The sequence below is a fragment of the Anaeromyxobacter sp. SG64 genome (assembly GCF_022690745.1).
Taxonomy (GTDB): Bacteria; Myxococcota; Myxococcia; order Myxococcales; family Anaeromyxobacteraceae; genus Anaeromyxobacter; species Anaeromyxobacter soli.
The window spans coordinates 1-21,261 of record NZ_JALCZB010000004.1 but is presented as its reverse complement, the minus strand read 5'-3'; the positions used below and the strand labels follow the sequence as shown (position 1 = coordinate 21,261).

Sequence of the window (21,261 nt, the reverse complement as noted above, 5' to 3'; positions counted from 1 at the left end):
CCTAGTACTCGGCGCGCAGGCCGAAGGAGGGGAAGAGCGGGAGGCCGGAGTACCAGCCGCGCCGCGAGTAGTCGAAGCTGTACGCGACGGCCTCGGGGTTCTCACGGTTGGTGACGTTCTGGACCTCCAGGTAGGCCGCGAACGTCCAGGTGCGGGCCGTCCACTTCTTGTCGACGCGGAGGTCGAGCTGGAAGAACGGGGGCATGCGCCCGGTGAGCGCGCCGGTCTGGATCGGCTGGTAGCGGTCGGCGTCGGCGTCGTAGACGGCGGCGCGGACCGGCTCGTAGGGGTTTCCGCTCGTGTAGCGGGCGCGGAACCCGGCGGAGAGGCCCCGCCAGACCTCGGGCAGCTCGACGGTGCCCACCGCGACCACGTTGTGCGGCTGGTCGTAGGCGTCTCCCTCGCTGTCGAGCCGGCCGCCCGCGACGGACTCGCCCCGCTCCGCGCGCGAGAGCGAGTAGGAGATCCAGCCGAAGAACCGGCCGTCGGGATCCCAGCGCAGGAGCAGCTCCGCGCCGTAGGACCGCCCCGTCCCCGCGCTCCGGTAGCGCTCGGAGACGAGCTGGCCATCCCGGGTGATCACGGCGTCGGAGGGGAGGGCGAGGTCGAACAGGCGCTTGTAGTAGAGCTGCGCGTCGAGGAGCAGCCGCGGCAGGAGCCGCTGCTCCGCGCCGAGCGAGTACTGCCAGGCGCCCTCCTCGCGGAGGTCGGGGTTGCCGAACTCCTCCGTGACGTACGGGAACGGCGGCGCCTGGTGATAGAGGCCGACCGCGCCCTTGAGCGCGGTCCCGGGCCTGAGCTGCCAGCGGACCGCGAGGCGCGGGTCCACCCAGGAGAGGTTCGCGAGCGCGCGGTGCACGTCCGCGCGCACGCCCGGGAGGACGAAGAGCCCGTCGACCGGCTCGAGGGTCGCCTCGACGAACGCGCCCGCCTCGAGCCCGTCGATGGTGGCGGCGTAGCGGCGGGTCTCGGCGTTCGGGTTCGGGACCTGACCGGGCGGGAGGATCGGCGGCGCGTCCACCTCGATCCTGACCCGCGGATACCACTGCCCGTCCACGCCCGTGACGAGCTTCACCCGCGGCGTGAGCTCGTGGTGGACCTCGGCGCGGAAGTGCGTGCTCCAGAGCTCCTGGCGCATCCGGAACAGCTCGTCGGCGTCGATGTCCATGTCCTGCCAGCCACCGCCGAGCGCGAGCCGGAGCCGGGTCGCCTCGCTCGCGCGGTGATCCCAGCGGAGGCCCGCCCGGTAGAAGCGGGTGCCGTACTCGAGGAAGTCGAGGTCCTCGAGCGACTGATCGTCCTCGACGCCCGTGAGGACCATCCGGTCGTCCGAGCCGAACACGTCGAGACGGACGGTGTCGTCGGCGGTCGCCTTCCACGCGGCCTTCGCCTGCAGGTCGTAGTAGCGGGGCGCGGTGCTCACGCCCGGCGCGTCGTCCATCGACTCGAGCGCGCGGGTCACCACCGCGTCCGCGTAGGAGCGCCGGGCCGCGATGGCGATCCCGAGATCCTCGCGCGGCCGGCCCTCGTAGAGCGCGGTCGCGTGGTACAGGTTCACGTCCGCGAGCGTGTGGGTCCGCTCGCCGGGATCGCGCGTGACGAGGTTCACGCGGCCGCCGATCGCCCGCCCCGAGCGGACGCCGAAGTTGCCCGCCTCGAACTCCACGTCCTTCAGGAGCTCGGACGAGTAGACGCTGGTGAGCCCGCCGAAGTGGAACACCGCGGGCACCTCCTCGCCGTCCACGTACACGCGCGTGTCGCGGGCGTTGCCGCCGCGGACGATCATCTCGCCGCTCAGGAAGGTGCGGGCCATGCCGGGGAGGTTCTGGATGACCTTCACCGCGTCGCCGGAGGCGCCCGCGACGCGACGGATCTCCCCGGCCGCGATGGCGACGTGCGAGACCTCCTTCTCCTCCCGCTCGCCCACCACGACCGCCTCGTACTCGCCCTCCGCGGCGGTCCGCTGGAGCCAGTAGGTCACCTGGGTCGCCTTGCCGGGCTCGACGGTCTCCTCCGACTCGAGGCGGGCGTGGTCGACGTCCGTCACGACCACCTGCACCGCCCCGTCCGCCACCCCGGCGAGCGCGAACCGGCCCTCGCCGTCGGTGTGGGTGAGCTGGCCGCCCGCCTCCACCATCGCGCCCGCGACGGGCAGCCGGGTGCCGCGCTCGAGCACCCGGCCGAGGAGGTTCAGCGGCGGCGGCGCGGGGGCCGCGGGCGGCGCGGCCAGCGCGAAGGTGAAGCGATACTCGATCCGCACCGGCGCGGGCGCCCCGTCGATCTCCGCGGGGGAGAAGCGGAGCTTCCGCGCGGCGGCGACCGCGGCCTCGTCGAACCCCTGCCCGGCGGGGCCGGTCACCACCGCGTCGGTGACCTCGCCGGTCTCCGAGATCTCGAGCTCGAGGGTCACGACGCCGGTCAGCCCCGCCGCGCGGGCGGCCTCCGGGTACTCGGGCTCGGCGGGCTCGACCACCGCCGGAGCGCGCGTGAGGACGCCGGTCTCCGCCGGTGGCGTCTCGGCGCGAGCGGGGCGGGCGCTCCCGAGGAGGAGGCCGAGCAGGGCGAGCGCGGTGGCGAGCGAGCGGCGCATGAGGTTCACTCCAGGACGAAGGTGTAGGTGAAGCGGATCTCGGTCTCGACGGCCTCGCCCTCGAGCAGGGGAGGCGTGAAGCGGAAGCGGAGCGCGGCGGCCCGGGCGGCCTCGCCGAGGGCGGCGCCCGGCGCGGAGAGGAGGCGCGCCGCCGCGACCCGGCCCTCGGCGTCGATCCGCAGGAGCAGCACGACCTGCCCCTCGAGCCCCTCCCGCCGGGCCTCCGGGGGATACGGGATCTCCGGCCGCTCGAGGAGGCGGGGCTGCGCGGAGAGCCGGGCGGGCGCGGAGCGCGGGGCGGCGTACGGCTTCACCGAGGCGGGATCGGCGGCGGTCTCCGAGGCCCTGCCGTGGAGCGTGTTCCCGACGCCCACCGCGAAGCCGCCGCCGGTCGCGGTCGAGGAGAGCGATACGCCGACGCGGGGGACCGCGCGCGCGGGCGCGGCGGGCGGCGGCGCTTCGTTCGGGGGCGGCGGTGGAGGCGGCTCGGCCGGAGGTGGCGGCAGCCTCGCGATCGCGACCCGGCGCGGCGCCGGCCGCTCCGAGGGTGGACGAGGCGCCGCGGCGGGGGCGGGCGGCGGAGGGGCGGCCTCGAACTCGACCTCCACGGGCGCGGCCCTCGCGGCCTGACGCGGCTCGAGGCGACCTGCCCAGGCGAACCCGCCGGCGTGGAGCGCCAGCGAGGCCAGCGCCATCGCGGCGAGCGTTCGGCCCCGCGGCGGACCGTCGGAAGGCGCCGGGGTCACGGCGCGCCTTCCCCCGACGCGTCGCGCTCGATCTGGATCGCGAAGCGGGTGAGCCCCTCGCTCTTCACGAGATCGATCACGGACACCACCTCGCCGTGAGGCACGGCCCGGTCCGCGCCGATGAGCGCCCGCGCGTCGGCGCTCCGCGCGAGCGCCGCGCGGACGGCGGCGCGGGCCTCGGCGCGGCCGACGGGCCTTCCGTCGAGGAAGAGCTTCCCGTCCCGATCGAGCGTGAACGCGAGGGTCGGGCCGACGGTCTCGCCGCCGCTGGCGGCGCGGGGCAGGTCGACCTCGATGCTCTCCTTCACGATGTAGGAGGCGGTGACCATGAAGATGATGAGGAGGACGAGGGTGATGTCGACGAGGGGCGTCACGTTGATGCCGGTGATCGCCTCGTCGCTGCCGTTCGAGTGGGCGGCCATGGTGGGCTCCGGTGCGCTCGCGGCCGCCGCTAGGCGGCGCCCTTCGACTCGTGGGGCTCGGGGCGCCGCCCGGCCCTTCCGTGGTCGAGCCGGGCTCGGGCCGCGGCGCGGACGTCGTCGTGCTCGAGGTGCGACGCGAGGGCGTGCCCGATCGCCTCGGCGCGCGTGATGAGCGTGCGCAGCCAGCGCTGGAAGCCGTTGAACGCGACGACCGCCGGGATGGCCACGAAGATGCCGACCGCGGTCGCGACGAGCGCCTCCGAGATGCCGGACATCACCGCCGCCGCGCCGGCGCCCTTCGGGCCGCCGACGGCGAGGTCGGAGAAGGCCCGGATGATCCCGACCACCGTGCCGAAGAGGCCGAGGAAGGGGGCGTTGTTGCCGAGCGTGCCGAGAAAGGAGAGCCCCCGCTCGTAGCCGAGGCGGCGGTCCGCGATGGTGCAGGCCACCGCCTCCTGCACCGCGGCGGGGCCGCCGCCGGCGGCGTCGAGCGCCGCCCGCGCCACCTCCGCCTCGAGGCCGCGGCGGCCCTCGATGCGGGCTCGCGCCTCCTCGAGCCGCCCGTTCATGAGGAGCGTGAGGAGGTCCGGAGAGGTGCGGCGGCGGAGGGCGAAGTACAGGGCCCGCTCGAGGATGACCGTGACCGAGGCGGCGGAGAGGGCGACGAGGAGCAGCATCACCCACTCGGCGCCGGCGCGCGTGAAGAGCTCGAAGAGGGACTTCGTCATGGGTGACGCTCCGTTGACCGCGAGAGTGCGGCGCTCGTGTTGTGCGAGGGAACACCGCGGCGCGGAGATCGCGCTACCGCCCCCTCGCCGAGGCGGCGCGGAGCATGGCGGCGGCAGGTTGCCCCGATCTGGTCGGAGCGTGAAGAAATGTGAATCGTCCGCGCCGCGGTAGCGCGCGCGGCAGGCAGCGGTGTTCCTCCTTCCGACCCCGCCGACCGCCCCTCGGCCACGGAAGAAGGACGACGCCCATGCGGAACCCGCTTCGCACCACCCTCGCCGCGCTCGCGGCGGCCGTGCCCGCCCTGGCGCTCGCCGGCGCGGCGGTCCCGGAGCCCCCCGCGGCCGCCCTGACCGCGCTCCGCGTGGTCCCCGTGGACCTGTCTCTCGTCCCGCCGCTCAGCCTGAACGGTGAGGGGCGGGTGGAGAACCACCTCTCGATCGGCGTGGTGGCCCGCTCCACCGTCCTGCGCGGCCTGGCGCTCGCGCCGGTGCACCTCGCCGACGAGGACGTCTCGGGCGCGCAGGTGACCTGGGCCGCGGCCAGCGCGGGCGGGGTCGTGCGCGGCGTGCAGCTCGCGACCGTCACCACGGTGGCGCGCGATCTCCGCGGCCTCCAGGCGTCGCAGATCGTGAACGTGGTCCGCGGCGGCGCGGAGGGCGTCCAGCTCGGTGGCGCGGCCAACGTCGCGCGACGCCTCGACGGCCTCCAGGCGGCGGCGGTCAACGTCGCCGGCGGGGTGCGCGGGGTGCAGCTCGCCGTGGTGAACGTGGGCGGCGAGGTGAGCGGGACGCAGCTCGGGCTCGTGAACGTGGCCCGCCGCGTGCGCGGCGCGCAGGTCGGGCTCGTGAACCTCGCCGAGGAGGCGGAGGGCTCGGTGGGCGTCCTCGCGCTCGTGCGGAACGGCCGCCACGAGGTGGAGCTCTACGCGACCGAGCTCACGCCGCTCGCCGCGGGCGTGCGGCTCGGCGGGCGGCGCGCCTACGGCGTCCTCGGGGCGGGCGTCCAGCCCGACCCGCAGGAGCGCTCGGGCAAGACGCTCTCCACCCTGGGCGGCGGCGCCGGCGTCGGGTTCGAGCCGGCGCAGCGCCTCGCGCTCGACCTGGATCTCGTCGCGCAGGCGGTCTCGCTCGACGGCACCCCCGAGGCGGTGCTCGGGGTCCTCCGCGCGGTGGCAGCCTACCGGCTCACCGAGTGGATGGGGGTCCTCGCCGGCCCGACGGCGAACGTGCTCGTCTCGGACGAGGACCAGCCCGACCTGCACCTCGGCTGGAAGCTCGGCGGCCGCCACGCGCGCGTGTGGGTGGGCTTCGTCGCGGGAGTGCGGATCTGACGGCGGTTTCCGGCGCTGCTCACGGCCGGGCCGGGGTTCGAGGTAGAAGCTCGTCCGGCCCAGGGGCCGGAGAGAGGGGAGCGGGTGGCGGTCGACGTCGACGCGTACTACCGGGACCTCGCGCCGATGGTCCTGCGCCGCTGCCGCCGCCTCCTCCGTGACGAGGAGAGGGCCGTGGACGCCATGCACGACACGTTCGTGAACCTGCTCCGGGCGGAGGAGCGGCTCCGCGACGAGGCCCCCGCGTCGCTCCTCCTCCGCATCGCCACCCGCGTCTGCCTGAACCTGCTCCGCACGGAGCGGCGCCGGCCGGAGGACCGGGACGAGGCCGCGCTCCTCGCCATCGCGGCGGCGGACGAGCCCGAGGCGCGCTCGCTCTCGCGCCTCGTCGTCGGACGGCTGCTCGGGCGCGAGCAGGAGTCCACCCGGGTCATGGCGGTGCTCCACTACGTGGACGGCCTGACGCTCGAGGAGGTCGGTCGCGAGGTGGGGCTCACGGCCGCCGCGGTCCGCAAGCGGCTCGGCGGGCTCCGGCGGCGCGCCGCGGAGCAGGCCGCCGAGGCGCCCACCCAGGAGGTGCAGCGATGAGCCCGGATCGCGTTCCCGACTACCTGGTCGAGCGGCTCCACGCCGGCGACCTCCCGCCCGACGAGGCCGCCCGCGTGCGGGGCCGCCTCGAGGCGGAGAAGGGCGTGCGCCGGCTCGAGGCGCTCGCGCGCGACGACGCGGCGTTCCGCGAGGCTCACCCGCCTGGCCCCGCGCTCGGGGAGATCCGCCGCCGCGCGGCGCTCGCCGCGAGCGCGCCGCGGCCCTCCCGGCGGCGGCCGCTGCTGCTCGTCCCCATCGCGGCAGCGGTGGCGGTGGCGTCAGCGCTCGTGCTGCACGTCATCCCGTCCGGCCTTCTCACGCCGCGCTCCGCCATCGAGGACACCCGCCTCAAGGGCCTCGCGCCGCGCCTCGAGGTGCACCGCAGCCGGCCGGACGCCGGGCCCGAGGAGCTCCGCGACGGCGCGGCGGCGCGGGCGGGAGACCTCCTGCAGCTCTCGTACGTGGCGGCGGGAAGGCCGTTCGGGGCGGTGGTCTCGGTGGACGGCCGCGGGATCGTGACGCTCCACTGGCCCGAGGAGGGCGGCCCCGCCGCCCCGCTCGCGGGGACCGGCGCGGTGCCGCTCCCCCACGCCTACCTCCTCGACGACGCGCCCGGGTTCGAGCGGTTCTTCCTCGTGACGGGCGTCGCCGCCTTCGACTCCGCGACGGCGGTGGAGGCCGCGCGACGGCTGGCCGCCTCCGGCCGCGCCCGCGAGGATCCCCTCGTCCTCCCCGCGGGCCTCGAGCAGCACGCCCTCCTCCTCGTGAAGTGAGAGCCCCGACATGATTCGACCCGTCCTCGCGCTCGCCGCCGTCCTCCTCGCCGGCGCCGCCGCCGCACAGGGGCCGTCCCGCGCCGAGCCGCCCGGCGCGGTGCGCCGGCTCGCCCTCGTGGCGGGCGCCAACGACGGCGGCCCCGCGCGCCCGCGGCTCCGCTACGCGATCTCCGACGCGGAGCGGGTCGCGCGGGTGCTGCAGCAGATGGGCGGCGTCGCCGGCGAGGACACGATCGTGCTCCTCGACCCGGGCGAGGCCAGCCTGCGCGCGGCCCTCGAGGAGCTCCGCTCGCGCGTGAGGCGCGCGCGCGCCGGCGGGCGCACGGAGGTGCTCTTCTACTACTCCGGCCACTCCGACGAGGAGGGGCTGCTCCTGCGCGGCGCGCGCGTCCCGTATGGAGAGCTCAGGCGGTGGCTCACGGAGCTCGGCGCCGACATCCGCATCGCGATCCTCGACTCGTGCTCGTCGGGCTCCTTCACCCGCGGGAAGGGAGGCGCCCGCGCCGCGCCGTTCCTGGTGGACGCCTCGTCGCGGGTGAGCGGTCAGGTGATCCTGACGTCCAGCTCGGCCGACGAGGCCTCCCAGGAGTCGGACCGGGTCGGCGCGTCGTTCTTCACCCACGCCCTCGTCACCGGCCTGCGCGGCGCGGCCGACGCGAGCCAGGACGGCAAGGTCACGCTCTCGGAGGTCTACCAGTTCGCGTTCGACGAGACGCTCGCGCGGACGGAGCGGACCCGCGGCGGCCCGCAGCACGCGGTCTGGGACATCCAGCTCGTCGGCGCGGGCGAGGTGGTGCTCACGGATTTGCGCGGCTCGGGCGCGACGCTCGTCCTGCCGGCCGCGGCGGCGGGCCGGTTCTTCGTGCGCGACTCCGGCGAGCGGCTCGTCGCGGAGCTGCGCAAGCACCCCGGCCGCCCGCTGGAGCTGGCCCTCGACCCGGGCGGTTACCGCGTCTCCCGCGAGGAGGACGGGCGCCTCGTGGAGGCGCGCGTCGCGCTCACCCAGGGCGGCCGGACCGAGCTCGCCGGCGCGGGCTTCGCCGCGGTGCCGCGGGAGCTGACGGCGCTCCGCGGCGACGGGGTGGAGGAGCTCGCGCGCGTGCCGGTGGACCTCTCGATCTTCCCGCCCGTGTCGTTCAACGGCGATCGCTACGTCGTGAACCGCCTCCAGCTCGGCCTCATCGCCTCGCGCACGACCCGGCTGCGCGGGATCGGGCTCGCGCCGGTGCTCTGGGCGGACGAGGACGTGGTGGGCGGCTTCTTCTCGTACATCGGGAGCTCCGCGCGCGGCCGCGTCACCGGCGTGCAGGTGGGGATGGTCGCGAACGTGGCCGGCTCGCTCCGGGGCGTGCAGCTCACCCAGGGCCTGAACCTGGTGCGGGGCGACGTCGTCGGCTGGCAGCACTCCAGCGTGAGCTGGGCGGCGGGAGCGGTGACCGGGCTCCAGTCCGCGCTCGTGGGCTACGCCGGGTCCGTCTCGGGGGCGCAGCTCGCGCTCGCCTCGGTGTCGGGCGAGGTGCACGGCGCGCAGATCGGGCTCGTGAACGTGGGGAGCGGCGTGCGCGGCGTGCAGGTCGGGCTCGTGAACGTGGGCGGCCACGTCCGCGGGGCGCAGCTCGGGCTCGTGAACGTCGCCGACGGCCTGGACGGCGTGTCGCTCGGGCTCCTCCCCATCGTCCGCGGCGGCGAGCACAAGCTCCTCGTCCTGGGCGACGAGAACGGGATCCTCTCCGCCGGGCTCCTGCTCGGGAGCCGCGCGTTCCACACGATCCTCTCCGCCGGCGCGCAGCGCGCCGACAGCGGCGGGCGTCTCTGGTCCGGCTTCGGGCTCGGCGCGCACCAGGCCCGCGGCCGGTTCCTGCTGGACGTGGATCTCCTGAGCCAGCAGGCGGTGGACGCGGGCGCGAACGTGCTCGCCACGGCGCGGGTGCTCGCCGGGTGGCAGGTCACGCGGAGCGTGGCGGTGGTGGCGGGGCCGAGCGCGAGCCTGTTCTGGGCGGAGGACGGCTTCCGCCCGGGCCTGGGCGGCCTGCTCGAGCACGACCTCGGCGCGGACGGCGGCCGGCGGGCCTGGCTGGGCTTCGCGGCGGGGCTGCGGCTCGGGCCGCCGTGAGCGGCGCGCGTCAGCCGCCGGGCTGGAGCGCGGCGAGCTCCTCCTGCGCCGCCTCCCACTCTCCGTAAAGCCTCGCCAGCTCCTCCTTCGCCGCGTGCTGCCGCTCGATGAGCGGCTTCGCGCGCGCGAAGTCCTGGTACAGCGCCGGGTCGGCGAGCGCCTCGGTCGCCTCGCGCTCCTCCTGCTCCAGCCCCTCGATGCGGGCCTCCAGCGCGGCGATGCGATCGCGGAGCGGCTTCTCCAGCCGGTAGCGGGCGTTGCGCGCCTCGGCCTCGAGCCGGCGGCGCTCCCTGTCGCTCGCGGGCGCCGCCGCCGCCCCGGGACCCGTCCGAGCGGGGTCGCCGCTCGCGCCCGCGGCCGCCGCGGCGGCCTCGAGCTCCTTCTGGTGGTAGAGCCAGTCGTCGAGGTTCCCGGGGAACGGCAGGATCCCGCCGTCCTTCACCTCCCAGATCACCGTCGCGAGCTGGTTCAGGAAGCTCCGGTTGTGCGAGACGAAGAGGAGCGTCCCGCCGTAGCCCTTCAGCGCCTGGATGAGCGCCTCCGACGAGTCGAGGTCGAGGTGGTTCGTCGGCTCGTCGAGCACGAGCAGGTTCGCCGGCACGAGCAGGAGCTTCGCGAGCGCGACGCGCGCCCGCTCGCCGCCGGACAGCACGCCGAGCTTCTTCTCGACGTCGTCGCCGGAGAAGAGGAACGAGCCGGCGACGCCGCGCACGTACGCCTCGCCCTGTTCCGGGACGAGATCCCAGAGCGTGTCGAGGACGGTGCGCTCGGGATCGAGCGCGCCGAAGGTGCGCATCGCGCCCTCGGCGTCGCCGTCGTGCTCCGCGCGCTCGAAATGATGCTGGGCGAAGTAGCCGGCGAGGACGCCGTGGCCGAGCTTCACCTCGCCCGCGTCGGAGGCGAGCTCGCCCGCCACGAGCTTGAGGAGCGTGGACTTGCCCGCGCCGTTCGCGCCGATGACGCCGACGCGCTCGCCGCGCTGGATGGCGGCGTCGAGCGAGCGGTAGACGACGCGCGGCCCGAACGCCTTCCGGACGCCCTCGAGCCTGAGCACCTCCCGGCCGGAGCGCGGCGCCTCGGCGAAGCGGAAGCGGACCGTGGCGCGGTGCTCGAGCACCTGCACCTCGTCCATCTTCTCGAGCAGCTTCTCCTTCGACTTCGCCTGGCGCGCCTTGGTCGCCTTGGCGCCGAACCGCTCGATGAACTCCTCGAGCTGCGCGCGCTTCGCGCCCTGCCGCTTGGCCTCCGCGAGGAGCCGCTCCTCCTCCTGCGCGCGCTGGCGCTTGTAGTCCTCGTAGTCGCCGGTGTACGCGCGCAGCCCCTCCGGCTCGAGCGCGAGCACGCGGTCGATCTGCCGGTTCAGGAACTCGCGGTCGTGCGACACGAGCAGGAGCGCCCGCCGCGAGCCGCGCAGGAACGCGTCGAACCACTCGAGGGTGGGGACGTCGAGGTGGTTCGTGGGCTCGTCGAGGAGCAGCAGGTCGGGATCCTGGAGCAGCAGCCCGGCGAGGGCGGCGCGCATCTTCCAGCCGCCCGAGAACGTCCGGGCGGGCCGCCCGAGATCGTCCGCCGTGAACGCGAGCCCGCCGAGGATGCGCTCGGCGCGGTGCCGCCCGAAGCGCTCCTCGAAGTGATCGAGCGCCTGGTGCAGCTCGGCGAGCGCGGCGGAGAGCTCGAGCTGCTCCTCCGGCGTGCCCGCCGCGGCGAGCGCGTCCTCCGCGGCGCGGAGCCGGCGCTCGAGGTCGGCGCGGCCGGGGACGGTGGCGAGGACGGCGTCGACGAGCGGCAGGTCGGGGAGCGCCGCGACGTCCTGCGGGAGGTAGCCCACGCGGGCGCCGCGGCGAAGGACGAGGTCGCCCGAGTCCGGGGAGAGCTGCCCGGCGAGGATGCGCATGAGCGACGACTTGCCGGTGCCGTTCGCGCCGACGAGGCCGATCCGGTCCTGCGGGCCGATGGCGAAGCTCTCCTCGTCGAGGAGGACCTTCGGCCCGTAGGCGAGGGAGAGCGCGTTTCCGGCGACGAGGCTCATGAGGCGCGAGGAGTTAACGTTTCTTCAAGCCGCGAACAAGCCCGCTCAACGCGGGGCGCCCATCCTCCGTACCGTCGGCACGCCTCTCAGGGCGGCCGCGACCGGCGCTCTAGCCGCGCCGGACGAGAGGAGAACAGCACATGCGCAAGACCATCTTCCTCGGCCTCGTCCTCGCCGCGGGCGTCGTCGCCCTCGCGGGGTTCGCCCGGGGCTGGCACCACCGGCACGACCCCGCCCGGATGGCCGAGTTCGTGACCGCCCGCGTCGACGAGGCGCTCGACGAGGTGAACGCGACGCCGGAGCAGCGGGACCGGATCCACGCGGTGAAGGACCGGATGCTCGCCCGCGCACAGGAGCTGCACGGGACGCGCGGCGAGGACCGCGCCGCCTTCCTCGCGGCGTGGAAGGCCGACGCGCCCGACGCGGCGGCGCTCCACGCCCTCGTCGACCAGCGCGCGGACGCGATGCGCGCCCTCGCGCACGAGGCGGTGGACGCGGGGCTCGAGGTGCACGGGATCCTGACGCCCGACCAGCGCGCGAAGCTCGCGGAGAAGCTCGAGCGGCGGATGCACCGGTAGCCGACCGCGGCGCGGCCGGGGAGGAGCCGCCCCGGCCGCAGCCGCACGGTTAAGATGCCCATCGTGACCGCCACCACTCCCGATCTCGTCCTCCTCGTCGAGGACGACCGCCGCCTCGCCGCGCTGACCCGCGAGTACCTCGAGGGCCACGGCCTCGCGGTGGTGCACGTCGCCGACGGGAAGCGCGGCCTCGAGGAGGCGCTGTCGGGCCGGTACGAGGCGGTGCTGCTCGATCTCATGCTGCCCGGCAAGGACGGCCTCGAGGTCTGCCGCGAGCTGCGCGCCCGCTCCGACGTGCCGGTCATCGTCCTCACCGCGCGCGGCGAGGAGGCGGACCGCGTCATGGGGCTCGAGCTCGGCGCGGACGACTACCTCTCGAAGCCCTTCTCCCCGCGCGAGCTGCTCGCGCGCATCCGCGCGGTCCTGCGCCGCGCCCGGGGACGCGCCGGCCCGGCGGCCTCGACCGTCCGCGTGGGGGCCCTCGTCGTCGATCCGGGCGCGCGGCGGGTGACGCTCGAGGGACGCGAGATCGCGCTCACCGGCTACGAGTTCGCGCTGCTCGACGCGCTCGCACGGCGGGCGGGGCGGATCCTCTCGCGGGAGCAGCTCATGGAGCTCGCGGGCGGCAGCGCCGAGGAGGCGTTCGACCGCTCCATCGACGTCCACGTCTCGCGGCTGCGGCAGAAGCTCGGCGACGATCCCAAGCGCCCCCGGCTCATCAAGACGGTGCGCGGCGCCGGCTACCTGCTCGCGGCGGAGGGCGAGTGACCCCCGCGCGGCCGCGCCGCCACGGGCGCCTCTTCTGGCGGATCTACCTGCACGGGCTGCTCCTGCTCTTCCTCGTCGCGCTCGCCACCGCCGCGGTCGGCTGGGCGCTGCGCCACTCGGACGTCTCGGAGCGTGGCCGCGGCGCGACGGCCTACGCGGCGTCCCGGGTGGCCGAGCTCTCGGCGGATCCGGCCCGGCTCCGCGACGAGCTCGCGCGCTGGCGCGAGGCGTTCGGGCTCGACGCGTCCGTGTACGGGCCGGACGGCGCCCTGCGCGCCACGAGCGTCGAGCCGCCGCTCGACCCCGCCCTCGCGGGCCTCCCGCCGCCGCGCGATCACCCCGTCCGGCTCCACCGGCACGGGTTCGGCCGGGCGGTGCCGCTCGCGGACGGCGGCCTGCTCCTCGTCTCCGGGGGCCCGCCCAGCCCCGATCCGCTGCGCGGCCTCGCCTTCATCGGCGCCGTCCTCGCCGCGCTCGCGCTCGGCTCGTTCCCGCTCGCCCGCTCGATCGCCGCGCCCATCGAGCGGCTCACGCTGGCCGCCCGCGCGCTCGGCTCGGGCGATCTCTCGGCGCGCGCCCGGGTGAAGGGCCGCGCCGAGGTGGGCGAGCTGGGGCGTGCGTTCGACGAGATGGCGGAGCGGCTCGAGCGGCTCGTGCGCGGCGAGCAGGAGCTGCTCGCGAACGTGTCGCACGAGCTCCGCACGCCGCTCGCGCGCATCCGTGTCGCGCTCGAGCTCGCGGCCGAGGGGGACGTCGAGCGGGCGCGGCGCTTCCTCCGCGAGATCGGGACGGATCTCGACGAGCTCGACCGGCTGGTGGAGGACGTCCTCGCCGCGGCGCGACTCGATCTCGCCGCCGGCGGCGGCCCGGCCTGGCCGCTCACCCGGGCGCGCGTGGAGCTCGACGGGGTCCTCGCCGAGGCCGCCGCGCGCTTCCGCGAGGCGAACCCCGACCGGACGCTCGAGCTCGTCCTGCCCGAGTCGCTCCCGGAGGTGGACGGCGACGCCGCGCTGCTGCGCAGGCTCGTGGCGAACCTGCTCGACAACGCCGCCAAGTACTCGGAGCCGCCGGCGCCCGTCACCCTCGCCGCCGCCGCCCTCGGCGGCGGGGTCGAGATCGAGGTCCGCGACCGCGGCATCGGCATCGACGCCGAGGACCTCCCGCGGGTGTTCACCCCGTTCTTCCGCACCGACCGGAGCCGCGCCCGCGGCACCGGCGGCGTCGGGATGGGGCTGGCGCTCGCGCGGCGCATCGCCGAGGCCCACGGGGGGACGATCGTCCCCGAGAGCTCGCCGGGCGTGGGCACGACGATGCGGGTGCGGCTCCCGGCGGCGCCCGACGCGGCCGCCGCCTGACCGGGCGTCACAGCACCTCGGCCGCGCGGTCGCGCTCGAGCGCGGTGTTGGCTCGCGAGAGCGGGCCCACCACGCCCACCGCCACCCAGCTCCAGAGCGACAGCCAGACCGCGAGCACCAGCGCGCCGCCGAGCAGGTCGCGCACGAGGCGCCAGCGGTCGCGCCAGGTGTCCCGCGGGGTCGCGGGCGGGGAGAGGAACAGCTTCATCGAGCGAGCAGCCATGACGTCCTCCGTCTAACCGGCATGATGCGGTGTGCAGGTTAGATCTGCCGCCGCCCGCATAACCTGTCAAGTGCCGTTATGATGGTTATGTGGCGACCCTGGAAACGACCCCCTCGCGGGTATTCGACCTCTCGGGCGGCCGGCTGTGCCTCGACTTCACGAACACCGTGAGCTCGCGCGACGTGAAGCCCCGGGAGAGGCTCGCGAGCTACGCTGACCTCCTCGCGTTCGCGCGCGCGACGTCGGCGGTGGACGAGCGGCTCGCGAGCCGGCTCCTCGACGAGGCGCGGCGCCGGCCCGGTGACGCGGAGGGCGTGCTCCGCCAGGCGATCGCGCTGCGCGAGGCGCTCTTCCGGATCTTCCTCGCGCGCGCCGAGGGACGGGAGCCCGCGCCCTCCGACGTCGCGCACCTCTCCGCCGCGCTCTCGAGCGCGCTCGCGCACCGGCGGCTCACGCGGCAGGGCGAGGGCTACGCGCTCGGGTGGGACGACGCGAGCGCCGCGCTCGAGGCGCCGCTGTGGCCCATCGTCGAGTCCGCGATCGAGCTCCTCACCTCGGGCGAGCTCGAGCGCGTGCGGGTGTGCGGCCTCCACGAGAGCCAGGAGTGCAGCTGGCTCTTCCTCGACCAGACCCGCGCGCGGACGCGGCGGTGGTGCTCCATGAAGGACTGCGGCAACGTCGCGAAGGCGCGCCGCCACCAGGCGCGGGCGAAGGGCGGCGGCGGCGCGTGAGCGTTCTCCCTCGCGGCGTCGCCGCGTGCGCGCTGCGGAAGCCTCGCGCCTAGAACCTCTCCCCGCAGCGCGGGCACCGGACCTTGCGCAGCAGGAGATCGCCGCGCGAGGAGGGCGTGCCGCAGCTCGGGCACAGGAGCCCGAACCAGGCCTGGGCGCTCCGGCGCCCGAACGCGAGGCTCACCGCGAGCATCGGGCCGGCGAAGCCGAGGGCGAGCGCCGCCACCTCGGACGCCCGCATCCGCGAGGCGTTCGCGACGACGCCCACGAGCGCGACGGCGAACAGGAAGAACCCGAGGAACCGGCCCCACAGCCACGCGATGCGCCGGCGCGTCAGGATCCCGGCGAGGAGCGCCGCGAAGAGCGCCGCGTAGAGCCCGAGCTGACCGACCTGCGCAAGGCGGGGCTCCGGGGCTCGCAGGACGAGCACGGCGCCGGTGACGAGCACGAGGACGACGAGCGCGACGGCCGCCGTGGCGACGCGCACGCTCCAGGGCATCGGGCGCTCCATCGAGAAGGTCCGCGCCCGGCTCACTTCTCGCGCATGTACGGGTACTCGAAGCGCGTCGGCGGGTCGAAGGTCTCCTTGATGGCGCGCAGCGAGACCCAGCGCATGAGGTTCGCCATGGAGCCCGCCTTGTCGTTCGTGCCGGACGCGCGCGCGCCGCCGAACGGCTGCTGGCCGACCACCGCGCCGGTGGGCTTGTCGTTCACGTAGAAGTTGCCCGCCGCGTCGACGAGCCGCTTGCCCATGTCGAGGATCGCCTCCCGGTCGCGCGCGAAGACCGCCCCGGTGAGCGCGTACGGCGAGGTCGAGCCGCACAGCTCGAGCGCCTCGTCGAGCCGGATGTCGGCGTAGACGAAGATCGTCAGCACCGGCCCGAAGATCTCCTCCTCCATGAGCTGGAAGCGGGGGTTCACCGTCTCGATGACGGTGGGCTCGATGAAGAAGCCCTTCGAGTCGTCGCAGCGGCCGCCGAAGAGGAGCTTCGCCTGCGAGGAGGCGCGGGCGATCTCGATGTACTTCTTGATCCGATCGAACGCGGGCTGGTCGATGACCGCGCCCATGAACGTGGTGAAGTCCTCGGTCTCGCCCATCTTGATGGCGGCGGTCATGCCGAGGAGCTTCTCGCGGAGCTGCGGCCAGAGGCTCTCGGGCACGTAGGCGCGGGAGGCGGCGGAGCACTTCTGACCCTGGTACTCGAACGCGCCGCGCACGAGCGCGACGGCGGCGGCGTCCACGTCCGCCGACGGGTGCACGAACACGAAGTCCTTGCCGCCCGTCTCGCCGACGATGCGGGGGTAGCCGCGGTAGCGCTCGAGGTGCTCGCCGATCGTGCGCCACATGCCGTGGAAGACGCCGGTCGAGCCGGTGAAGTGGAGGCCCGCGAAGTCCGGGCTCGCGAGGGCGGGGTCGCCGACGGCGCGCCCGCTGCCCGGGACGAAGTTGACGACCCCCGGCGGCAGGCCGGCCGCCTCGAGGAGCTTCAGGATGTGCCAGGCGGAGTAGACGGCCGAGGACGCCGGCTTCCACACCACGGTGTTGCCCATGATCGCGGGCGCCGTCGGCAGGTTCGCGGCGATCGAGGTGAAGTTGAAGGGGGTGACCGCGAAGACGAACCCCTCGAGCGGCCGGTACTCGAGCCGGTTCCACTGGCCGGGCGGCGAGTGCGGCTGATCCTCGAGGATCCGCTGCATGAAGTGCGGGTTCCAGCGCCAGAAGTCGATGATCTCGCAGGCGGAGTCGATCTCGGCCTGGAAGGGCGTCTTCGACTGGCCGAGCATGGTGGCGGCGTTCAGCACCTGCCGCCACGGGCCGGCGAGGAGGTCCGCCGCCTTGAGGAAGATCGCCGCGCGGTCGTGCGGGTCCATCGCCGCCCAGGCCTTGCGCGCCTGCATCGCCGCCTCGATCGCGGCCTGGACCTCGGCCGGACCGGCCTGGTGCCAGCGCGCGAGCCGCTGCCCGTGCCGGTGCGGCACGCGGGCCTCGGCGAACCGGCCGGTGCGGACCTCGCGTCCGCCGATGACGAGCGGGATCTCGATCTCGTGCGCCGAGAGCTCGGCGAGCTGGGACTTGAGCGCGGCGCGCTCCGGCGTGCCGGGCGCATAGGAGAGGACGGGCTCGTTGCGGGGCTCGGGGATGCGGAACAGGCCGTTCGCCATGGGCTCCTCCGGGTGCGGGGCGGGCGGAAGATAACCCAGAAGCCCGAGCTCCGCCTCGCGGCCGCGCGGGGGGCGCCGGGCGCACCCACGGCGCCGGATCCCCCCTCACCGTCATCGCCGGCGATCAGCGATCCAGGCACATCGGGTAGAGCGGCTGCGCCTCCGCGACCACGTCCGCCGCCGGCCGCGCGGGGCCCGGAGGCGTCGCCCGGCCGCCCGGATCCTGCCGGACGACGGGCCGCGCCCGCGGGCCCCAGTGGAGCCCCACCGAGCTCCCGGCGGCGACGCCGGCGAGCTGCACCGGGATCACCACCCAGAAGCGCGGCGCGGCGAGGTACCCCGCGCCGAGCGCGGCGGCGTGGCCCAGGTTCGCGAGGAGCAAGGCCTTCCAGAAGCCGCCCGCGGCGGGGCTCACGCGCGCCAGCCGCGCGGCCACGGTCGCGCCGAGCGGCGGCAGGAGGAGCGCGGCGCCCGCCAGCGCGAAGGCGGCGGTGCGGAAGTTGCCGGCGGTGGGCGAGAAGGTGTCGTTCGCGAAGAGCTGGAGCGTGGCGTAGCCGAGCCCCACCACGAGCGCGTCGCCCGCGAGCACGCCGAGGCCGGCCGCGGCGAGCTCCCGCCCCTGGAACGCGCCGGCGTCGAGCGAGGGCTGCGGGGCAAAGGAGGGGCTCGCGGCGACGAGCTGCAGGGCGAGCGCGAACGCGACCATCGCCTGAACGATGGCTCGCCCGCGCCGGCGAGGAGCGCCTGCGCGGGGAGGCAAGACGGGGAGGCCCCGACGGCGGCGCGTGGCGATGCACCGCGGGTGTATGCGCGTCGGGGAGCGGCCGCGCGCCCGAGGGGCGCCGGGCTCAGCGCCCGCCCGGCTCCTCGCCTCCCCCGGCGAGCCCGTACTTGCGCAGCTTGTCGTGCAGCGTGACGCGCGACATGCCGAGCCGGCGCGCCGCCTCGCTGCGGTTCCCCTCCGCCGCGCGCAGGGCCTCGACGACGAGCCCGCGCTCGAACGCCTCGACGCGCTGCTTGAGCGAGGGCGCCGCGCCGACGTCGCCGGCCGGGACCGCGCCGCCGGGCAGGAGCGAGAGGTCGAGCCCCTCGGGCGGGGAGAGCGCGACGAGCCCCTCGATCGCGTTCTCGAGCTCGCGCACGTTCCCCGGCCAGGCGTGGGCGGCGAGCCGGTCCACGAGCGCGTCCGGCACCGCCAGCGAGGCGAGCCCGAAGCGCTCCGCGAAGCGCTGGAGGAAGTGGCGCGCGAGGACCGGGATGTCCTCGGGCCGGTCGCGCAGGGGCGGGACGCGGAGCTGGACCACGTCGAGCCGGTAGTAGAGGTCCTCGCGGAACCTCCCCGTCCGCACGAGCTCCGGCAGATCGCGGTGCGTCGCCGCGAGCACGCGCACGTCCACCTTCCGCGTCCGCTCCTCGCCGACCGGGCGCACCTCGCCCTCCTGCAGGACCCGGAGGAGCTTCCCCTGCGCCGAGGGCGCGAGCTCGCCCACCTCGTCGAGCAGGATGGTCCCGCCGTCCGCCTCGCCGAAGAGGCCGGGCCGCGCGCGCACCGCGCCGGTGAAGGCGCCCTTCGCGTGCCCGAACAGCTCGGCCTCCGCGAGCTCCGGCGTGAGCGCCGCGCAGTTGAAGCGGACGAAGGGCCGGTCGGCGCGGCGCGAGGCGCGCACGATCGCCTCGGCGACCCGCTCCTTGCCCGTGCCGCTCTCGCCCGTGATGAGCACGGTCACGTCGCGCGGCGCCACCCGCGCGACGAGCACGGCGAGCCGCCGCATCGCCTCCGAGGCGAACACCATGGAGCGCGAGAGCACGAGCTCGCCCTGCAGCCGCTCGTTGTCGTGCGTGAGCCGGACCGCCTCGAGCGCCCGCCGCACCACCGCGAGCAGCTCGTCCGTCTCGAACGGCTTCTTGAAGTAGTCGTAGGCCCCCGCCTTCATCGCCTCGACGGCCTGCCGCTCCGAGCCGTGCGCCGTGACGAGCACGACGCGCGGCGCGCCCGGCCGTCCGGCGACCCGGCGCAGGAGCTCCATGCCGTCCATGCCCGGCATGCGCAGGTCCGTCACGACGAGGTCGGCCGGCGTGGTCTCGAGCCGCGCGAGCGCGGCGGCGCCGTCCGCCGCCTCGTCCACCGCGAGCCCCTCGCTCTCCAGGATCTCGCGCAGCGTGTAGCGGACGCCGGGATCGTCGTCGACGACGAGGACGCGCGCGAGCGGGCTCATGCCGCGTACCCCCCGCTCCCTGCCGCGGGCGGCAGGACGAGCTCGGCGATCGTGCCGCCCCCGGGCCGCGGGGCGAGGACGAGGTCGCCCCCGTGCTGCCGGGCGAGGGCGCGCGCGATGGTGAGCCCCAGCCCGGAGCCGCGCGGCTTCGTCGTCGCGCCTGGCGAGAAGAGCGAGTCCTGTACCGCCGGATCGACGCCGCGGCCGCGGTCGAGCACCCGCACGCGCGCCGCGCCGTCCGCGCCGCGCGCGACGTCGAGCTCGACCGCCGCGCGCGCCGGGCTCGCGTCGAGCGCGTTCTGCACGAGGTTCATGAGGATCTGCTTCACCTTGCGGGGATCGCAGCGGGCGGAGACGCCCTCGGCGCGCACGGTGACCGCGACGTCCCGCTCGCGCGCCATCCCCTCGTGCAGCGCCGCGACCTCGCGGCACAGCGCGCCCAGGTCCGCGTCGCCGAGCGCGAGCGGGACGAGCGGCCGAGAGAAGTTCAGGAACTCGTCGAGGATCGCCTGCATGCGATCGACCTCGCGCCGGAGCACCTGCAGCCGCTCGGAGGCCTTCCCCTCGTGCACCCCGGGCGCCAGCAGGCCCGCGAGGCCCTTCACGCTGGCGAGCGGGTTCTTGAGCTCGTGGGCGATCTCCGCCGAGAGCGCGGTCAGCTCCTCGGCGCGCTGCGCGTGCGCCTCGAGCGAGGCCTGCTGCGCCGAGAGCGCGCGCAGGATCATCCGGTCGAAGGACCAGCGCAGCGCGCGGCCCGCGCCGCTCGAGAACAGGAACACGAGCGAGAGCATCGCGGCGTGCGTGTAGAGGTAGGCCGGCGGTCCGACCCGCGCGCCGCCGCCGAAGACGTGGAGGTTCAGCTCGGCCGGCGCGCCCGTCGCCCCGAGCGCGGCGAGGGTGAACACCGCCGCGATCTGCACGCCGGAGAGGAGGAAGCTCATGCGCCAGGGCAGGAAGACGCCGGCGATCATCCCGAGCGGCACGGCGATGTAGAGGAACGGGCTCGCGAGCCCGCCCGTGACGGCGGTGATCGCCATCTGCCAGAACGTCGCGACGACGAGGTTCCGCGGGATCGCGCCCGGCCGGAACCCCACCCGCCGGAAGCGCACCCACTCGGCGACGAAGAACACGCACATCCCGACGACCGCGACGAGGAGCGCGACGCGGCGCCAGGCGGCGGGCTCCACCCAGGCGAGCCAGAGCGCCAGCACCACGATCGGCGGGAGCGCCGCGAGCCTGCCTCCGGCCATCTTCCCGAACAGCCGGGAGACCTCCTCGTGCTGGATCTCGCGGTGGCCGGGGGGAGTGGGCATGGGCTCGTTCCGGCCCGGAAGGATACGTTCGCCCGTGCGCCGCCGCATGATTCTCCTCAGGGCGCCCGGCCCGCGGCCCGGTCGAGGGCGATGCGCGCCTGGGCGGCGCGCGCGCGCGCGTCGGCGAGCTGGATGTCCGCCGCGTACTCGCGATCGTTGGCGTCGATGACGTCGAGGCTCGAGGCCACGCCCGCCTCGTAGCTGCGCCGCGCGGACGCGGCCGCGTCCGCGGCGAGGCCGCGCTGCGTCCCCGCGAGCCGGAGCCGCTCGACGGCGACGCCGAGATCCCGGTGCGCGTCCTCCACCTGCTGCACCACCCCGAGCCGCTCCGCCTCGGCCGCCGCCTCCGCGCCGGCGCGCTGCGCCTCGGCCTCGCGGCGCTTCCCGTAGCGGAGGCCGCCGTCGTAGAGCGGCCAGGAGAGGTCCACCGTGGCGCGCCAGCCGTCCTTCTCGCCGGTGGGGTACGCGACGTCCGAGCGGAAGATCGAGGCGCCCGCGGAGAGCTGCGGCGCGAGCCGCGCCCAGGCGCCGCGCACCTGCGCGTCGGCCGCGTCCACCCGGGCGCGCCGCGAGGCGAGCTCCGGGCGGCCG

At 75.7% G+C, this 21,261-nt stretch carries 20 protein-coding genes; 8 read left to right on the top strand and 12 right to left on the bottom strand.

The window, feature by feature from the left end; genetic code table 11:
- Window position 1: 1 nt before the first annotated feature.
- The 4 genes from MNZ29_RS02065 to MNZ29_RS02050 are packed head-to-tail and all read right to left on the bottom strand — an operon-like array spanning window position 2 to window position 4,486.
- Window positions 2–2,590, bottom strand: a complete 2,589-nt coding sequence (locus MNZ29_RS02065) for a TonB-dependent receptor domain-containing protein (protein WP_242352564.1) — start codon at window positions 2,588–2,590, stop codon at window positions 2–4.
- A gap of 5 nt (window positions 2,591–2,595) precedes the next feature.
- On the bottom strand, window positions 2,596–3,285 hold the full coding sequence (locus tag MNZ29_RS02060) for an energy transducer TonB (protein WP_242352562.1): 690 nt from the start codon (window positions 3,283–3,285) through the stop codon (window positions 2,596–2,598).
- Between the two features lie 47 nt (window positions 3,286–3,332).
- Window positions 3,333–3,758 carry a biopolymer transporter ExbD gene (locus tag MNZ29_RS02055; RefSeq protein WP_242352559.1) on the bottom strand — a complete coding sequence of 142 codons (426 nt, stop codon included), beginning with the start codon at window positions 3,756–3,758 and terminating at the stop codon, window positions 3,333–3,335.
- Window positions 3,759–3,787: 29 nt separating this feature from the next.
- Complete coding sequence (locus tag MNZ29_RS02050; RefSeq protein ID WP_242352557.1) at window positions 3,788–4,486, bottom strand: MotA/TolQ/ExbB proton channel family protein; 699 nt, start codon at window positions 4,484–4,486, stop codon at window positions 3,788–3,790.
- A 248-nt stretch (window positions 4,487–4,734) separates the two neighbouring features.
- Between MNZ29_RS02050 and MNZ29_RS02045 the strand changes: the two genes are divergently transcribed.
- From MNZ29_RS02045 to MNZ29_RS02030, 4 genes are all read left to right on the top strand, one after another.
- Window positions 4,735–5,817, top strand: a complete 1,083-nt coding sequence (locus MNZ29_RS02045; RefSeq protein ID WP_242352556.1) for an LA_2272 family surface repeat-containing protein — start codon at window positions 4,735–4,737, stop codon at window positions 5,815–5,817.
- A gap of 84 nt (window positions 5,818–5,901) precedes the next feature.
- Complete coding sequence (locus tag MNZ29_RS02040; protein WP_242352554.1) at window positions 5,902–6,405, top strand: RNA polymerase sigma factor; 504 nt, start codon at window positions 5,902–5,904, stop codon at window positions 6,403–6,405.
- The gene (locus MNZ29_RS02035) at window positions 6,402–7,178 is read left to right on the top strand and encodes a hypothetical protein (protein ID WP_242352553.1); all 777 of its coding nucleotides are present in this window, start codon (window positions 6,402–6,404) and stop codon (window positions 7,176–7,178) included. Before MNZ29_RS02040 ends, MNZ29_RS02035 begins: the two co-directional genes overlap by 4 nt.
- 10 nt (window positions 7,179–7,188) lie before the next feature.
- Window positions 7,189–9,294, top strand: coding sequence for a caspase family protein (locus tag MNZ29_RS02030; protein ID WP_242352551.1), 2,106 nt, complete (start codon window positions 7,189–7,191; stop codon window positions 9,292–9,294).
- A gap of 10 nt (window positions 9,295–9,304) precedes the next feature.
- On the opposite strand, the gene MNZ29_RS02025 is transcribed toward MNZ29_RS02030, so the two are convergent.
- Window positions 9,305–11,323 carry an ABC-F family ATP-binding cassette domain-containing protein gene (locus MNZ29_RS02025; RefSeq protein WP_242334407.1) on the bottom strand — a complete coding sequence of 673 codons (2,019 nt, stop codon included), beginning with the start codon at window positions 11,321–11,323 and terminating at the stop codon, window positions 9,305–9,307.
- A 140-nt stretch (window positions 11,324–11,463) separates the two neighbouring features.
- On the opposite strand from MNZ29_RS02025, the gene MNZ29_RS02020 reads away from it, so the two are divergent.
- The 3 genes from MNZ29_RS02020 (at window position 11,464) to MNZ29_RS02010 (ending at window position 14,024) form a co-directional block, all read left to right on the top strand.
- Complete coding sequence (locus tag MNZ29_RS02020; protein ID WP_242352549.1) at window positions 11,464–11,901, top strand: Spy/CpxP family protein refolding chaperone; 438 nt, start codon at window positions 11,464–11,466, stop codon at window positions 11,899–11,901.
- A gap of 63 nt (window positions 11,902–11,964) precedes the next feature.
- Window positions 11,965–12,669, top strand: coding sequence for a response regulator transcription factor (locus MNZ29_RS02015; RefSeq protein WP_242352548.1), 705 nt, complete (start codon window positions 11,965–11,967; stop codon window positions 12,667–12,669).
- Entirely contained in the window at window positions 12,666–14,024 is a 1,359-nt protein-coding gene (locus MNZ29_RS02010) for a cell wall metabolism sensor histidine kinase WalK (RefSeq protein WP_242334416.1), read from the top strand. The genes MNZ29_RS02015 and MNZ29_RS02010 overlap by 4 nt, the downstream gene beginning before the upstream one ends.
- A 7-nt stretch (window positions 14,025–14,031) precedes the next feature.
- Here the strand turns inward: MNZ29_RS02010 and MNZ29_RS02005 are convergent, their stop codons facing one another.
- On the bottom strand, window positions 14,032–14,247 hold the full coding sequence (locus MNZ29_RS02005) for a hypothetical protein (protein WP_242334419.1): 216 nt from the start codon (window positions 14,245–14,247) through the stop codon (window positions 14,032–14,034).
- Between the two features lie 89 nt (window positions 14,248–14,336).
- Between MNZ29_RS02005 and MNZ29_RS02000 the strand changes: the two genes are divergently transcribed.
- Complete coding sequence (locus tag MNZ29_RS02000; RefSeq protein ID WP_242352546.1) at window positions 14,337–14,978, top strand: ABATE domain-containing protein; 642 nt, start codon at window positions 14,337–14,339, stop codon at window positions 14,976–14,978.
- Window positions 14,979–15,027: 49 nt separating this feature from the next.
- Here MNZ29_RS02000 and MNZ29_RS01995 read toward each other — a convergent pair whose 3' ends face one another.
- The 6 genes from MNZ29_RS01995 to MNZ29_RS01970 all read right to left on the bottom strand — a co-directional run.
- On the bottom strand, window positions 15,028–15,513 hold the full coding sequence (locus tag MNZ29_RS01995; RefSeq protein WP_242352544.1) for a zinc-ribbon domain-containing protein: 486 nt from the start codon (window positions 15,511–15,513) through the stop codon (window positions 15,028–15,030).
- The gene (pruA, locus tag MNZ29_RS01990) at window positions 15,510–17,141 is read right to left on the bottom strand and encodes an L-glutamate gamma-semialdehyde dehydrogenase (RefSeq protein WP_242334428.1); all 1,632 of its coding nucleotides are present in this window, start codon (window positions 17,139–17,141) and stop codon (window positions 15,510–15,512) included. Before pruA ends, MNZ29_RS01995 begins: the two co-directional genes overlap by 4 nt.
- A 124-nt stretch (window positions 17,142–17,265) precedes the next feature.
- Window positions 17,266–17,847, bottom strand: coding sequence for a hypothetical protein (locus MNZ29_RS01985; protein WP_242334431.1), 582 nt, complete (start codon window positions 17,845–17,847; stop codon window positions 17,266–17,268).
- Window positions 17,848–17,989: 142 nt separating this feature from the next.
- Entirely contained in the window at window positions 17,990–19,357 is a 1,368-nt protein-coding gene (locus MNZ29_RS01980; protein ID WP_242334434.1) for a sigma-54 dependent transcriptional regulator, read from the bottom strand.
- On the bottom strand, window positions 19,354–20,670 hold the full coding sequence (locus MNZ29_RS01975) for a HAMP domain-containing sensor histidine kinase (protein WP_242334437.1): 1,317 nt from the start codon (window positions 20,668–20,670) through the stop codon (window positions 19,354–19,356). Before MNZ29_RS01975 ends, MNZ29_RS01980 begins: the two co-directional genes overlap by 4 nt.
- Window positions 20,671–20,726: 56 nt before the next feature.
- The coding region (locus MNZ29_RS01970; protein WP_242352542.1) for a TolC family protein at window positions 20,727–21,261 on the bottom strand (535 nt) is incomplete at its 5' end.